At 73.0% G+C, this 12,727-nt stretch carries 17 protein-coding genes; 11 read left to right on the top strand and 6 right to left on the bottom strand.

Annotated features, from left to right (window positions below; all coding sequences use genetic code 11):
* Positions 1–224: 224 nt before the first annotated feature.
* From R2E43_RS27320 to R2E43_RS27310, 3 genes are read right to left on the bottom strand one after another with little or no spacing between them, the layout of a single operon-like run.
* Positions 225–581 carry an HNH endonuclease gene (locus tag R2E43_RS27320; RefSeq protein WP_332056665.1) on the bottom strand — a complete coding sequence of 119 codons (357 nt, stop codon included), beginning with the start codon at positions 579–581 and terminating at the stop codon, positions 225–227.
* Positions 578–931, bottom strand: a complete 354-nt coding sequence (locus R2E43_RS27315) for a winged helix-turn-helix domain-containing protein (protein WP_332056664.1) — start codon at positions 929–931, stop codon at positions 578–580. Before R2E43_RS27315 ends, R2E43_RS27320 begins: the two co-directional genes overlap by 4 nt.
* Entirely contained in the window at positions 931–1,470 is a 540-nt protein-coding gene (locus R2E43_RS27310; protein ID WP_332056663.1) for a hypothetical protein, read from the bottom strand. Before R2E43_RS27310 ends, R2E43_RS27315 begins: the two co-directional genes overlap by 1 nt.
* 434 nt (positions 1,471–1,904) lie before the next feature.
* Between R2E43_RS27310 and R2E43_RS27305 the strand changes: the two genes are divergently transcribed.
* Complete coding sequence (locus tag R2E43_RS27305) at positions 1,905–2,165, top strand: SCO2583/SCO2584 N-terminal domain-containing protein (RefSeq protein WP_016326052.1); 261 nt, start codon at positions 1,905–1,907, stop codon at positions 2,163–2,165.
* 49 nt (positions 2,166–2,214) lie between these two features.
* On the opposite strand, the gene R2E43_RS27300 is transcribed toward R2E43_RS27305, so the two are convergent.
* Positions 2,215–3,054: an SDR family oxidoreductase gene (locus R2E43_RS27300; RefSeq protein WP_003976615.1), complete on the bottom strand. Its 840-nt coding sequence runs from the start codon at positions 3,052–3,054 to the stop codon at positions 2,215–2,217.
* Positions 3,055–3,147: 93 nt separating this feature from the next.
* On the opposite strand from R2E43_RS27300, the gene R2E43_RS27295 reads away from it, so the two are divergent.
* The 4 genes from R2E43_RS27295 (at position 3,148) to R2E43_RS27280 (ending at position 6,374) form a co-directional block, all read left to right on the top strand.
* Positions 3,148–3,519, top strand: coding sequence for a winged helix-turn-helix transcriptional regulator (locus R2E43_RS27295; protein WP_003976614.1), 372 nt, complete (start codon positions 3,148–3,150; stop codon positions 3,517–3,519).
* A gap of 78 nt (positions 3,520–3,597) precedes the next feature.
* Positions 3,598–4,512 carry a zinc metalloprotease HtpX gene (gene htpX / locus R2E43_RS27290; protein ID WP_332056662.1) on the top strand — a complete coding sequence of 305 codons (915 nt, stop codon included), beginning with the start codon at positions 3,598–3,600 and terminating at the stop codon, positions 4,510–4,512.
* 9 nt (positions 4,513–4,521) lie between these two features.
* Positions 4,522–5,100, top strand: a complete 579-nt coding sequence (gene pspAB, locus R2E43_RS27285) for a PspA-associated protein PspAB (RefSeq protein WP_003976612.1) — start codon at positions 4,522–4,524, stop codon at positions 5,098–5,100.
* Between the two features lie 86 nt (positions 5,101–5,186).
* On the top strand, positions 5,187–6,374 hold the full coding sequence (locus tag R2E43_RS27280) for a winged helix DNA-binding domain-containing protein (protein WP_003976611.1): 1,188 nt from the start codon (positions 5,187–5,189) through the stop codon (positions 6,372–6,374).
* Positions 6,375–6,428: 54 nt separating this feature from the next.
* On the opposite strand, the gene R2E43_RS27275 is transcribed toward R2E43_RS27280, so the two are convergent.
* Positions 6,429–6,743 carry a hypothetical protein gene (locus tag R2E43_RS27275; protein ID WP_003976610.1) on the bottom strand — a complete coding sequence of 105 codons (315 nt, stop codon included), beginning with the start codon at positions 6,741–6,743 and terminating at the stop codon, positions 6,429–6,431.
* A 174-nt stretch (positions 6,744–6,917) separates the two neighbouring features.
* On the opposite strand from R2E43_RS27275, the gene R2E43_RS27270 reads away from it, so the two are divergent.
* Both R2E43_RS27270 and R2E43_RS27265 read left to right on the top strand, forming a co-directional pair.
* Positions 6,918–7,277 (top strand): arsenate reductase family protein, encoded by a 360-nt coding sequence (locus tag R2E43_RS27270; protein WP_189283784.1) that lies wholly within the window; start codon positions 6,918–6,920, stop codon positions 7,275–7,277.
* Positions 7,278–7,395: 118 nt separating this feature from the next.
* Positions 7,396–8,115, top strand: coding sequence for an RlpA-like double-psi beta-barrel domain-containing protein (locus R2E43_RS27265; protein ID WP_191849147.1), 720 nt, complete (start codon positions 7,396–7,398; stop codon positions 8,113–8,115).
* A 2-nt stretch (positions 8,116–8,117) separates the two neighbouring features.
* On the opposite strand, the gene R2E43_RS27260 is transcribed toward R2E43_RS27265, so the two are convergent.
* Complete coding sequence (locus tag R2E43_RS27260; protein ID WP_003976607.1) at positions 8,118–8,990, bottom strand: alpha/beta fold hydrolase; 873 nt, start codon at positions 8,988–8,990, stop codon at positions 8,118–8,120.
* A gap of 168 nt (positions 8,991–9,158) precedes the next feature.
* Between R2E43_RS27260 and R2E43_RS27255 the strand changes: the two genes are divergently transcribed.
* The 4 genes from R2E43_RS27255 to R2E43_RS27240 all read left to right on the top strand — a co-directional run bounded on the left by R2E43_RS27255 (position 9,159) and on the right by R2E43_RS27240 (position 12,708).
* On the top strand, positions 9,159–9,635 hold the full coding sequence (locus R2E43_RS27255) for a MarR family transcriptional regulator (RefSeq protein WP_030870904.1): 477 nt from the start codon (positions 9,159–9,161) through the stop codon (positions 9,633–9,635).
* Between the two features lie 136 nt (positions 9,636–9,771).
* The gene (glnII, locus tag R2E43_RS27250) at positions 9,772–10,803 is read left to right on the top strand and encodes a glutamine synthetase (RefSeq protein ID WP_003976605.1); all 1,032 of its coding nucleotides are present in this window, start codon (positions 9,772–9,774) and stop codon (positions 10,801–10,803) included.
* A gap of 68 nt (positions 10,804–10,871) precedes the next feature.
* Entirely contained in the window at positions 10,872–11,786 is a 915-nt protein-coding gene (locus tag R2E43_RS27245; RefSeq protein WP_408649121.1) for a DUF6891 domain-containing protein, read from the top strand.
* 340 nt (positions 11,787–12,126) lie between these two features.
* Positions 12,127–12,708: a winged helix-turn-helix domain-containing protein gene (locus R2E43_RS27240; protein WP_003976602.1), complete on the top strand. Its 582-nt coding sequence runs from the start codon at positions 12,127–12,129 to the stop codon at positions 12,706–12,708.
* Positions 12,709–12,727 lie beyond the last annotated feature (19 nt).

The raw sequence follows: 12,727 nt of genomic DNA, 5'->3' as shown, positions 1-12,727 counted from the left end.
GTGCCCGCGTCGGCCGGCCAGCCTGAACGCGTGAGACCGTGTGTCCGGCACGGTCGGCGCGTCTGCGCGAGGTGCGCCACCCCCGCCCGGATGGCGGGGCCCGGCCACACAGCCGCCCCCGACCCGATTCTGCGGGTCGGGGGCGGCTCCTTGTACGGCCCGGGGAGGCGGGGAGTTCTCCCTACTGCCTCCCTCCGGCGCCTCCCCGTGGGCGACCTGCGCCTTTACCCCGCGAGGGAGGCGAGGGAGGTACCGGCGGGCGGCGCCTGAACGGCCGCCGGGGCGGTGTTCGCCTCCCTCACGGTGGTTCCCTCCCTCACCTGGACGAGCAGCAGCCACACCAGCGGCCACGGGAGGCTGTCGGCCTTCGCGTTGTTGCACCCCTCGCAGGCCGGCACAAGATTCTCGATCTCCCAGGCGGGCCAAATCCGGTACGGGATGTAGTGGTCCAACGTCCTCCGGCGGAGCCGGGTCTTCCCGAAGTTCCGGCGGCAGTAGAAGCAGCGCTTACCGTGCAGCTCCTTCAACCGGCAGTGGAGGAAGCACCGCACGTCGGTCGGCAGGTCCTCGCGGCGACTCATCGGACCCCCCGGCGACTGCGACCGTCGGCGCGGGCCTGCCACGCGCGCACGTGGCGTGCGGCCTGGTGGACCGCGAAGCGTGCTGCGTCCTCCGGCCGCGCACCGTATGCGGCCGTGAGCACGGCCAGGTCGCCGCGCAGCTGCGCGCCGTCGGGCAGCAGCAGACCGGACGCAACCGGCGCCGCAGGCTCGTCGGCGACGGCAGGTGCCGGCGGTGCGCCGTCCCGCAGGTCCCTGCGCACGGTGTCGGCGGATACGCCCAGTTCAGCGGCGATCTCCTGCGGGCTCATGCCGCGGTCGGTGAGGTGCGCGACGATGACGCGTCGCGTAGCACGGGACAGTGCAGCCATCACGCACCACCCTCGTGGGCGTCCTGGCCGTCCTCGCGGAGCAGCGCGGCCAGTCCCTCGTCGACGGCGCGCGCGTGCCCGGCCCGCGCCTTCACCAGGTGCTCGCGGGCAACCCGCAAGGCGCCGGTGTACTCGTCGAGGGCGAGCAGCAGTTCGTCGACCTGGTCGACGTCGAGGCCCGGCCAAGAGCCGTCCCCGAAGAACGCGAGCTGCGGCTGCTCGCCGTCCCAGTGGGCGAGCTCGAACGGCAGCAGCGGCTCGTCGACGAACGAGACGCGCAGGCCGCGTTCGGGCCCGTAGTGCACCCGCTCGCACCCGGTCTGGCAGTCCTGCCCGCGGCACTGCCTGTCGAGGGCGGGGCAGCCGGTGACCTGCGGCGCATCAACGCGCATCAACGGCGCATCAACGGCGGCCGGGGCGTCGTCGGTCTCCTCCGGCTCTCCCGCGTTCCACGCGGCGAGCAGCGCGGCCTCAAGCGGGTCCGGTCGGCGGTATCCGACGGAGTCGTCCGGACGGTGGGGCTGTACGTTGTCCTGCATGGTCGGACTTCCTTGTCGCTGAAGGGGTCTGATCCAGGCGCCGTTCCGGTGGTGACACACCGGGCGGCGCCGTCCTGCTTGAGGGGTGCGGTGCGCAAGGCGGGGGGCCTCGCGCGGTCCGCACACGGTCCGCAGGACAGTCAGAAACCGCCGCCAACGGCCGGTAATGGCCGGTAGGGAATCCGCAGGTCAGACGGCATACGCCGAACGTTTGTGCAGGTCGCAGATGTGCCCGTTTAGTTCGAGATGTACTTCGACGTGTGATCGACGGGTCACGCCGATCCGACCGGCGCCCCCGTCCCCGTTTCCCGGGGGCGGGGGCGCCGTCGTGCGTGGCCGAAAACCCTTCACAGGGTGCGGGCGGGCCGGGATCATGTGTACTGACACGGTTGTTCGAGTCAGGTTGACGCCGGGGGACGGGGAGAGTGCCGGAGATGCCGGATCGCGACGACGAGGAGCGCGAGTACGACCTGAGGTGGGCGGAGGGTGCCGAGCACAAGGAGCCCTCGGCGCGCGCCCGGATGCTCGCCGCGCGCTGGAAGGAGAACCCGCCCGGCCCGGTCCCCTTCCGCGCCGACCCCGACCACGTGGGCTCACGGCGCCGGTCGTCGTGGGTGTCCACCGTCGTGGTGCTCGGCTGTGTGGCCGCGGTGATCGTGCTGCTCGGTTACGTCAACTTCCGGGCGCCCTACTAGTACCGCCCCGCCCGCTGGTACCGCCCCGCCCGCCCGGGACCGCCGCCCCTCAGCGGAACGCGTCGGCGTTGCGGGCCGCCCAGTCGGCGAAGGGCCGCGGGGCCCGGCCCAGGACCCGCTCGATGTCCGGGCTGACGCGCAGCTCGGCCGGACTCGGGTTGCCGAGGATGTCGAGGGTGTCGTCGGCGAGCTCCGCCGGCATGCTCCGGGCCATGGCGGTCCTGGCCTCCTCCCGGGTCAGCTCGTGGAAGGCCACGGGCGCGCCCAGTGCGGCGGCGATGGCCTCCGTCTGCCCGCGCGGGGTGATCACCTCCGGGCCGGTCAGCTCGTAGGCCCCGCCGGTGTGCCGGTCCTCCAGCAGGCAGGCCGCCGCCACCGCGGCGATGTCCGCCGGGTCGACGACCGGCACTCCGACGTCGCCGAAGGGGGCGGCGACGACCCGTCGCGCGCGGACGGACTCGGCCCACCACAGCGCGTTGGAGGCGAAGCCGCCCGGCCGCAGGACGGCCCATTCCAGGCCGGACTCCCGCAGCGTGTCCTCCAGCTCGCGCATCGCGATCCGGGTCGCCCCGAAGGGCCTGGTCACCACGCCGAGCGTGGAGAGCAGGACGACGCGGCGGACCCCGCTCCGCGCGGCTTCGCCGATGAGGTCGGCGGGGTTGGCGCCGAGGGCGTGCAGGTCGCCGGACAGCAGCAGGAACAGCGACTTGGCCCCGGTCAGCGCGGGCCGCAGCCCGGCCGGCTCGGCGAGGTCGGCCACCAGGTGGCGCACGCCGTCCGGTACCGCCGCCGGGTGCCGTGACACCGCCGTCACCTGCTCGCCCGCCTCTGCCAGCGCCCGCGTCAGCGGGCGGCCGATGTTCCCGGTGGCCCCGGTCACGACGATCATGATGAGCTCCTTGTCGGATGTCCTCTGTGGATCTTCACGCTAGGAGCACCGGCTAACTCTTGGTAAGGGCATACCTGAAGGTAAGCTCATGACATGACAGAAGGTTTGCAGCCCGGACGGGTCGAGCCCGGCGCACGGTATGACGTGTTTCACACCGACTGCCTGGCGCGCGACATGGTCGACCACGTGACCAGCAGGTGGGGCATCTGGGTGCTGATCGCCCTGCGGCGCAACGACCTCCGGTTCTACGAGCTGCGCGAGAGCATCCAGGGCATCAGCGAGAAGATGCTCGCCCAGACCCTGCGCGTGCTGGTCGAGGACGGCCTGGTCTGGCGGGAGGTCGAGCCGACGACACCGCCCCGGGTCACGTACGGGCTGAGCGAGTTCGGCCGGGACATCGGCGAGCCGCTGACGGAGCTGTTCGACCGCATCACCCGCCGGCTGGCGCCGTTCGACACCGCCTAGCCTCCGGGGTGCCTGGCCTCCGGGGTGCCGGGTGCACACTGGACAGCGGGACGAGTGCCCGACTGCGAGGTGGTACAGATGCAGAGCCGCTTCCGGAGCGACCGGCGGTTGACCGTGCGCATGGGGGTCACCCTCTTCCTGCTCGGCCTGTTGTACGTGGGTTTCGTCGCCGCGCTGATCGCGCTGCTGAAGTCCTGGGTCCTGGTCGTGGTGATCGTGGCGCTGGTGTTCGGGGCGCAGTACTGGTTCTCCGACCGGATCGCGCTGTTCGCGATGCGCGGCCGGGTCGTGGAGCGGGAGGAGTATCCGGAGCTGCACGGGGTGGTGGACCGGCTGGCGGCGATGGCCGACATGCCGAAGCCGGTGGTCGCGGTGTCGGAGATGGAGATGCCGAACGCCTTCGCCACCGGCCGCAATCCGGACAACGCGGTGGTCTGCGTCACGACCGGGCTGCTGCGGCGGCTGGAGCCCGCGGAGCTGGAGGGGGTGCTGGCGCACGAGCTGTCGCACGTGGCGCACAAGGACGTCGCGGTGATCACGGTGGCGTCCTTCCTCGGCGTGATCGCGGGCCTGATCGTGCGGTTCGCCTTCTACTCCCAGCTCTTCGGCGGGCGCCGGGACCAGAACACGCTGGCCGTGCTGGCGGTCGTGATGGGCGTCTCGGCGGCCGTGTACGCGCTCAGCTTCCTGCTGATCCGCGCCCTGTCCCGGTACCGGGAGCTGGCGGCCGACCGGGCCGCGGCCCTGCTCACCGGACGCCCCTCGGCGCTTGCGTCGGCGCTCACCAAGGTCACCGGCGACATCGCCCGCATCCCGACCAAGGACCTGCGCACGGCCCAGGCCTTCAACGCCTTCTACTTCACCCCGGCCTTCGGCAGCGACCCCGGCCTCGGCCGGTTCTTCGCGACCCACCCCAGCCTGGAGCAGCGGCTCGACCAGCTGGGCCGGATCTCCACCGAGCTGGGCGAGGCACCGGCCCCCGGCAAGGCCTGAGGCGCGGGCATGGGACTGCTGGACATCCTGCTCGGCCGCTCCAGGGCCGTGGGCCCGGATCTGGACCGGCTCTTCGCGCTGCCCTCGGCGGCGGTGGGCCTGGAGGCCGCCGCCGGGTTCCGTCCGACCGGGCAGGGGGCGGTGTGCTTCGCGACGGTCGAGGGCGCCGCCTTCGAGCGCACGCACCGCGAGATCCGCGCCCTGCTGGACGCGGACGCCGGCCGCACCCCGGTGGAGCCGACCCACGACTCCTACGGCTACTCCTGGCTCGTCTCGCAGCGTTCCCCGGACGAGCTGCCCCTCCTGGTGAACGACCTGCACGCGGTGAACAGCACCCTGGAGGCGGGCGGGTTCGGCCCGCGGCTGCTGTGCTCCCTGGCCGGTTTCGTGGACGACGACGGGCGGCGGCTCGCCCTCGTCTACCTCTACAAGCGCGGCACCTTCTACCCCTTCGCGCCCCTGCCCGGCGAACGGCGACGGCGGGACAACGCGCTGGAGCTGCGGGTACGTGCGGTGCTCGGCGACGAACTGCCGGTGGAGGGCGACTTGGGCCGCTGGTTCCCGGTGTGGGGCGCGCCCGGACTCTGACCGCCGTGCGCCGCCGCCTGTCAGTGGGGTCGGGCACGATGTCCGTACCGAGGACGCTACGGACGTGAGGACGGGCGGAGGGCCCCATGAACGACGCCGGACGACGGCACATCGGGACGGCCGAGCGGCGGCACCGGCTGGCCCTGCGGCAGCGGCTGGCGGGCGCCGCGCGGGCGGGGAGCCCGGAGGAGATCGCCGACTCGCTGGTGGCGCTGCACGGCACGGACCCGGCGGCGGTGCACCTGGCCGTGGGCGCACGGCTGGCGGACGCGACGAAGACCGTGGGCGAGACGGAGCGGGCGCTGTACGAGGACGGGGCGCTGGTCCGGATGCACGGCATGCGGCACACGGTGTTCGTGTTCCCCACCGGGCTGACGGCGGTCGTGCACGCCTCCACCGGCCGCACCGTCGCCGCCCGGGAGCGGGCCAGACTGCTCAAGAACATGGCGGCGGCCGGGGCGCCGGACGCCGCCTGGCTGACCGATGTGGAGGAGTCCGCGCTGGCCGCGCTGGCCCGGCGCGGCCAGGCCACGGCGGCCGAACTGGCCCGCGACGAGCCGCGTCTCAAGGAGCAGTACGTCTACGCGGCCGGGAAGAGCTACGAGGGGGTGCACACCGTCTCCACCCAGCTGCTGAGGGTGCTGGGCGTGGAGGGCAAGGTGGTGCGGGGGCGGCCGCTGGGCTCGTGGACGTCCAGTCAGTTCCGCTGGGCACCGGCGCCGGACCATCCCGAGCTGGACCCGGGCGAGGCCCAGGCCGAGCTGTTGCGCCGGTGGTTGACGGCATGCGGTCCGGCGACCGAGGACGACCTCAAGTGGTGGACCGGGTGGCGGGTGACGGAGGTGCGCCGGGCGCTGACCGCCATCGGCGCGGAGGCGGTCTCGCTGGACGAGGGCACCGGATACGTCGTCTCCGGTGACACCGGCCCGGTCGCCGGGCCCGCCGAGCCGTGGGCGGCGCTGCTGCCCGCGCTGGACCCCACCGCGATGGGCTGGCAGCAGCGGGACTGGTACCTCGCCCCCGAGCTGCGGCCGATGCTCTTCGACCGCAGCGGCAACGTCGGACCGACCGTGTGGTGGAACGGCCGCGTGGTCGGCGGCTGGGCCCAGCGCGCCGACGGCGAGATCGTCTGGCGGATCCTGGACGACGAGGGCCTCGGTCGCGAGGCGGAGAGCGCGATCGCGGCCGAGGCGGCGCGCCTGGCGTCCTGGGTGGGCACGGCCCGGATCACCCCCCGCTTCCGGACGCCGCTGGAACGGGAGCTGGCGGCGTAGCGCAGGCCCTCGAACGCCGGGCGCCCGCAGAGGAGAGGGCACCCGGCGTCCCGCTCACCGCGAGTACCGCATCAACGCCCGCACCATGTGGCACGTGGTGTCCGACGGCGGGTGGACCCCGATGGTCAGGGCAGCGCTCCGTATCCTCTCGTTGCGCGCCTGGTTGGGCAGGTAGACGCCGGAGTCGAGCAGGGCGATGGCGAGCCGCATCGCCTTGAGCCGGCGGTTGTGCGTCACGTACCACTCGCGGGGGCGGCCCGCCGGCAGCGGACGCTTCTCCACGGGTTCGTACGGCAGGTCGAGCAGGACGGGCCGCTTGGCGGTGGACTGGGTGGGCAACGGCTTCGGCTTCAGTGCGGCAGCGGGCACAGGCATCCTCCTGTCGCGGTCGGGGCGCCGTCCGGACCTCCCGGCGACACTCTCGAACACTGCTTCTATTTTACTGCCCACCACTGACAAAAGCCCCTGCCCACAAGGCCTTTCGGGGCCGCTGGGACCCACGTGGTGAACGAGTTTCGGCACCCTCCGGCTACCGTGTCCGGCATGGAGATCTGGATCAATCCGGCCTGTTCGAAGTGCCGCAGCGCCATCAGTCTGCTCGACGCCGAGGGGGCCGACTACACCGTCCGCCGCTACCTGGAAGACGTGCCGAGCGCGGACGAGATCCGCGAGGTGCTCACCCGGCTCGGACTCGAACCGTGGGACATCACCCGTACCCAGGAGGCGGCCGCCAAGGAACTGGGCCTGAGGGACTGGTCCCGTGACGAGGCGTCACGCGACCGCTGGATCACCGCGCTCACCGAGCACCCGAAGCTGATCCAGCGCCCGATCATCACGGCGGACGACGGAACGGCCGTGGTGGGCCGCACCGACGAGGCGGTCCGGGACGCCCTGTCCCGGTAGACCGGGGCCCGGCGGTGTGACGCAGGTTACGTGCGCGCGTCGGCGCGACCGGTGAGCAACTCCGTTCGGTATCTCGTACATAGCGGCGTACGCTCCCCTACCTCTTCAGGAGGCGCGCATGTCGCGCAGGAGAACTCTCGGTACGCAGAAGAAGATCGCGCTGCTGGTCGGCGCCGCCGCGGTGGCCGGTGGCGGCGCCTTCCTCGCGGCGACCGCGTCCAACGCCGCGCAGACCACCCCGGAAGCGCGGACCAAGGCCGCCCAGGACTCGGGCGTCTGCCAGGGCCTGGCCACCGCGCTCGGCAACAACCAGCGGTTCATCGAGGGCCAGCGGGCCGATCCCGACGCGCAGTCGCAGGCCCGGATCGAGAACCGCGAGGCCGTCGTCGCGGAGATCGAGCGCAAGCAGGCGGCGTCCGGGTGCGCGGTCGGGGAGTCGGCTCAGGACCCCCGGGCCGCGCAGCCGCCGCAGTCCGGGCAGGACACCGGGGACCAGGCCGGTGACCAGTCCGGTGACCAAGCCGGTGACCAGGCCGGACACCAGACCGGTGACCAGGCCGGGGGCGCCGCACAGGCCGGGGAGCAGGCCGGCGAGCAGGTCTGCGCCGGTTCCACCGTCACCCTCTCCGGCGAGGGCGGCGCGCCCGCCGCCTCCAGCGACCGGTTCCCGGTGGGCACCAAGCTCAGGGTGACCAACCTCGACAACGACAAGTCCACGACCGTGGAGGTGAACTCGGTCTCGGGAAGCTGTGCCCTGCTCAACAACGCGGCCTTCGAACAGGTCCGTGAGGAGGGGAAGTTCCTGATCCGGCGGGCGCTGATCGAGAAGGTCGGCTGAGCTCAGCCGGCGGGCGCGGTCAGGAAGTCGCCGAGGCGGCGGCCGAGGCCGGGCGGCGCGGACTGGGGCAGCGCGTGGTGGGACACGTCCGCCAGGACCTCCGTCTCCACGTGCGGCAGCAGGGTCCGCGCCCGGGCCGCCACCTCGGCGGCGTCGTGCGTCCTGCTGTTCTCGGCCAGGAGCAGCAGGACCGGCACCTCCAGGGCGCGCAGCGCCTCCGGGGCCGGGCGCGGTCCGGTGACCGGCCTGCGCTCCGGGAAGCCGACGGCGGCCTCCTGGAGGGCGACCCAGTCCGCGTCGAGCGGGGTCGCGCCGGTCTCCCACTCCAGGAAGGCGCGGACCCGGCGGGGCGTGGGCCGCAGCAGCATCGGCAGCGCGCGCAGCAGGTAGGCCGCCTCGAACCCGGCGAAGCACTGGGTCGGGTCCAGGAGGAACAGGCGGCGTACCCGGCCGGGCGCGTGCAGGGCGTGGTGCAGGGCGATCCAGGCGCCGTAGGAGTGCCCGCCGAGGTCGGTCTCCGCGATGCCGAGGCCGTCGAGGAGCGCGTCCAGCCAGCCGGCCAGGTCGGCGACCGTACGGGGGTGGCGGTCGCCGGCCGGGGTGCTGCGGCCCGGCGCGCCGATCAGGTCGACGGCGTGGACGCGGTGGGTGCGGGACAGCTCGGCGGCCTGGGCGTACCAGGACGCGGAGGTCGCCGCACCGCCGCCCGGCAGCAGCACGAGGGGGCGACCGTCGGCCGGGCCGGTCAGGTGGACGTGCGTCGCGCCGAAGGGGGTGGGGACGGTCACCGACTCGGTTTCCGCGGGCCACTTGGCCATGACCTTGTCGTAGGCGTCGTGGAAACGGCCGGCGTCGTACGGACCGCGAGCGCTCATGAGCGGTGCCCCCTGTTTCGCTTGCTCCCTGTTCCTGACTCTCCGCTATCATCTCGCTGAACGAGATACTTGTCGAGCGAGGCGATCGTCGCAGAGGCGGAAGAGCCGGAAGTGCCGGAAGTGCCGGAAGAGATGGCAGAGCCGGAAGAGACCGAAGGGAGCACCCGCATGTCCGACCCGGAACCGGAGCTGGAGATCGTCCATCTCCTGCGCGCGGTCACCGTCGAACTGGGCGCGCACAGCGCGCGGTTCGCGCAGCGCAACGGCATGCACCCCACCGACGTCCGCGCACTCATCGCGCTCATGGACGCCGCACGGGCGGGCGAGGCGACGACCGCCGGGCACCTGGGCGCCGCCCTCGGGCTGAACTCCGCGGGCACGACGGCGCTGGTCGACCGGCTGGAGCGGGCCGGTCACGTGCGCCGGGTGCGCGACGAACGCGACCGGCGCAGGGTCACCGTGGAGGTGGACGAACGGGCCGTGGCGCTGGGCTGGTCCCACTTCGGACCGCTGATCGGGCGGGCGGTGGAGCTGCTGCGCGGCTACGACGAGCGGGAACTGGCGGCGATCCGGGGCTTCCTGACCGGCGTGCGGGAGGCCGCCGCGGACGACGGGCGTGAGCCGCGCCACAACGAGCCCGGGTAACACGGGGTTCACCTACGGGCAACGGCCGGGAAATCGCCCGTTGGCACGCTGCACGGCAGTAGACGCGGCACCCCTGCCGCCCCCGCGCCGCCGCACCCGCACGTGCGCCGAGACCCACCCCGAAGGATGTGGCCCCGTGACCTTCAAGGCCGAGTACATCTGGATCGACGGCACCGAGCCGACGGCCAAGCTCCGTTCCAAGACGAAGATCATCACGGCTGCCCCCGCGGGTCTGGACGCCCTGCCGGTCTGGGGCTTCGACGGCTCCTCCACCAACCAGGCCGAGGGCAGCTCCTCGGACTGCGTGCTCAAGCCGGTCTTCTCCTGCCCCGACCCGATCCGCGGCGGCGAGGACATCCTGGTGCTGTGCGAGGTCCTGGACACGGACATGACGCCGCACCCGAGCAACACCCGTGCCGCGCTGGCCGAGCTGTCCGAGCGCTTCGCCACGCAGGAGCCGGTCTTCGGCATCGAGCAGGAGTACACCTTCTTCAAGGGCACCCGCCCGCTCGGCTTCCCCGAGGGCGGCTTCCCGGCCGCGCAGGGCGGCTACTACTGCGGCGTCGGCTCGGACGAGATCTTCGGCCGCGACGTCGTCGAGGCGCACCTGGAGAACTGCCTGAAGGCCGGACTCGGCATCTCCGGCATCAACGCCGAGGTCATGCCCGGCCAGTGGGAGTTCCAGGTCGGCCCGCTGGCGCCGCTGGAGGTCTCCGACCAGCTGTGGGTGGCCCGCTGGCTGCTCTACCGCACCGCGGAGGACTTCGAGGTCTCCGCCACCCTCGACCCCAAGCCGGTCAAGGGCGACTGGAACGGCGCGGGCGCGCACACCAACTTCTCCACCAAGGCGATGCGCGAGGGTTACGACGCGATCATCACGGCCGCCGAGTCCCTCGGTGAGGGCTCCAAGCCGATGGACCACGTCAAGAACTACGGCGCCGGCATCGACGACCGACTCACTGGCCTGCACGAGACCGCCCCGTGGAACGAGTACTCCTACGGCGTCTCCGACCGCGGCGCCTCGGTGCGCATCCCGTGGCAGGTCGAGAAGGACGGCAAGGGCTACATCGAGGACCGCCGTCCCAACGCCAACGTGGACCCGTACGTCGTGACGCGCCTGCTCGTGGACACCTGCTGCACGGCGCTGGAGAAGGCCGGCCAGGTCTGAGCCCGGGCCACCGCCGCCCGGCCGCGTTGTCAGTGGCCCGTGCGAGGGTGGGGACATGGAGATCGACGGTGTCCCCCCTCAGGGTCGAGACGGAGAACGGGCAGTCGCACGCCCGGATCCGGGCGGCGGAGCTGCGGGAGCTGGTGTTGCGCATCGGCCACGCCGGCGACCACTTCCTGGTGGTGCAGCGGATACCGGACATCCCCGACGTGTTCGCGCAGGTGTGGCACGAGGAGGGCGGGGAGTACCGGCTGGAGCACCGGGCCGCCGCCGACGCGTTCTTCGGGACCGACCTCGACGACGCCCACCGCGTGGCCGACCTCATGACCGGCTGGGCCCGCCAGGAGCCCGGCTGGGACGCGGGCGTCGCCTGGGAGCCGATCGACCTGGGACCCCGGAAGGACGTTCCGGAGCTGCCGGACGAGGTCGGGCAGCAGATCGAGCGGCTGATCCGGGAGCGGCTGCGCTGCGGGTACGACGGCCGCAAGGCGCTGGTCCGGGCCGCCCAGGAGCACCTCGTCGGCGGCGAGTACGGCGAGCGGCCGGTGTCCCGGGCCCAGGCCTGGCGGTCGGTGGACCGGCTGTGGCGGGAGCGGCTGGCCGAGCAGGCGGCCTGGGGCGAGGAGACCACCGACCCGGACCGCCTCACCCGGGTCTTCCAGGCCCTGGACGCGGCCGGTGTCACCGCCCGGGAGAACTTCACCTGCTGCCGGGTCTGCGGCACCGCGGAGATAGGCGCCGAGCGCGAGGGCGCCCGCGGCTTCGTCTTCTTCCACCGGCAGAGCACCGAGGCCGCCGCCGAGGGACACGGGCTGATGCTGCACTACGGCGGTTTCGACGGCTCCGAGGAGACGACGACGGCCGTCGGGCACGAGGTCGTGGCGGCCTTCGCGGGGTCCGGACTGTCCACGGAGTGGACCGGCGACCCGGGCAGCGCGATCGCCGTATCCCCGCTGAACTGGCGCAAGAGGCTGGAGGGTTGACCGCCGCGGCGGCCGGTTCCGGCCAGTCGGCGTCCACGCACTGAGAGGAGTCTCCTCTCCCCCGCCGCCGTCTGCTTCAATGAGCCCATGGCCAGCTTCCGGAAGTACGCAGCGACGGGTCGCCATGACCTCGAGCCCTTCTGGCCTTCCCGTCAGCACGACGACTTCGACCGGGTGTGTTGCCGCGCGACGACCGCGCCGGCCCGCTAGAAGCCCCGCCTCACAGGCCTTCTGCGCCTGCCGCCGGTGCGCACGACGTACGTCCCGCGACGCGCCCGACCACGAACTCGCGCCCGTCGCCCCTCCCGACGAACCTCTCGCGCGAAAGAGCTGACGTCTCATGGCGACCCCCCGTTCCCTGTCCACCGTCACCCTCGACTCCCCCACCGCCCGCCCCGACTCCGGCGGCCCCCGGCACCGGCTGCGCGCCGTCGCCCCGGACGAGGTGGCGGACGTCGTGGACCTGCTGCCACCGGGCACCACCTGGCTGCCCGCGCCCGCGCACACCCTGCCGGCACTGCCGGGACACCCGCCGATGGTCGGCTACCTCGTCCTCGTCCCCGCCGACCAGCAGCCGCCGTTCCGGGACCCGGACCGGGCCCAGGACCCCGGCCGCGACGGGGCGGAGAACCCGCTCGTCCGGATCGACCCCGCCCGGCGCACCGCCACCGTGGACGGACGCGAACTCGACCTGACCTACCTGGAGTTCGAGCTGCTCGCCCACCTCGTCGCGCATCCGCACCGGGTGCACACCCGCGACCGGCTGGTCACCACGGTGTGGGGCTACGGACACGTGGGCGACGGCCGCACCGTCGACGTGCACGTGGCCCGACTGCGCCGGAAACTCGGCGCGCAGCACCGGCAGACGATCCAGACCGTGCGGCGCGTCGGCTACAAGTACACGCCGCCCACCGGGCGCTGAGCCCGTGCCGCCGCTCTGC

The sequence above is a fragment of the Streptomyces violaceoruber genome, assembly GCF_033406955.1.
Classification (GTDB): Bacteria; Actinomycetota; Actinomycetes; order Streptomycetales; family Streptomycetaceae; genus Streptomyces; species Streptomyces violaceoruber.
Note: the sequence above shows the minus strand (reverse complement) of the source record. Positions and strands in the feature narration are given on the sequence as shown.

What these genes read in the sequence shown, in the direction of transcription:
- R2E43_RS27255 (WP_030870904.1), top strand. Translation starts at nt 9,159, where the DNA reads ATGTCCGACCCGGAACCGGAGCTGGAGATCGTCCATCTCCTGCGCGCG.
- R2E43_RS27300 (WP_003976615.1), bottom strand. Translation starts at nt 3,054, where the DNA reads ATGATCGTCGTGACCGGGGCCACCGGGAACATCGGCCGCCCGCTGACG.
- R2E43_RS27240 (WP_003976602.1), top strand. Translation starts at nt 12,127, where the DNA reads ATGGCGACCCCCCGTTCCCTGTCCACCGTCACCCTCGACTCCCCCACC.
- R2E43_RS27310 (WP_332056663.1), bottom strand. Translation starts at nt 1,470, where the DNA reads ATGCAGGACAACGTACAGCCCCACCGTCCGGACGACTCCGTCGGATAC.
- R2E43_RS27315 (WP_332056664.1), bottom strand. Translation starts at nt 931, where the DNA reads ATGGCTGCACTGTCCCGTGCTACGCGACGCGTCATCGTCGCGCACCTC.
- R2E43_RS27305 (WP_016326052.1), top strand. Translation starts at nt 1,905, where the DNA reads ATGCCGGATCGCGACGACGAGGAGCGCGAGTACGACCTGAGGTGGGCG.
- pspAB (WP_003976612.1), top strand. Translation starts at nt 4,522, where the DNA reads ATGGGACTGCTGGACATCCTGCTCGGCCGCTCCAGGGCCGTGGGCCCG.
- R2E43_RS27295 (WP_003976614.1), top strand. Translation starts at nt 3,148, where the DNA reads ATGACAGAAGGTTTGCAGCCCGGACGGGTCGAGCCCGGCGCACGGTAT.
- R2E43_RS27280 (WP_003976611.1), top strand. Translation starts at nt 5,187, where the DNA reads ATGAACGACGCCGGACGACGGCACATCGGGACGGCCGAGCGGCGGCAC.
- R2E43_RS27320 (WP_332056665.1), bottom strand. Translation starts at nt 581, where the DNA reads ATGAGTCGCCGCGAGGACCTGCCGACCGACGTGCGGTGCTTCCTCCAC.
- htpX (WP_332056662.1), top strand. Translation starts at nt 3,598, where the DNA reads ATGCAGAGCCGCTTCCGGAGCGACCGGCGGTTGACCGTGCGCATGGGG.
- R2E43_RS27260 (WP_003976607.1), bottom strand. Translation starts at nt 8,990, where the DNA reads ATGAGCGCTCGCGGTCCGTACGACGCCGGCCGTTTCCACGACGCCTAC.
- R2E43_RS27265 (WP_191849147.1), top strand. Translation starts at nt 7,396, where the DNA reads ATGTCGCGCAGGAGAACTCTCGGTACGCAGAAGAAGATCGCGCTGCTG.
- R2E43_RS27270 (WP_189283784.1), top strand. Translation starts at nt 6,918, where the DNA reads ATGGAGATCTGGATCAATCCGGCCTGTTCGAAGTGCCGCAGCGCCATC.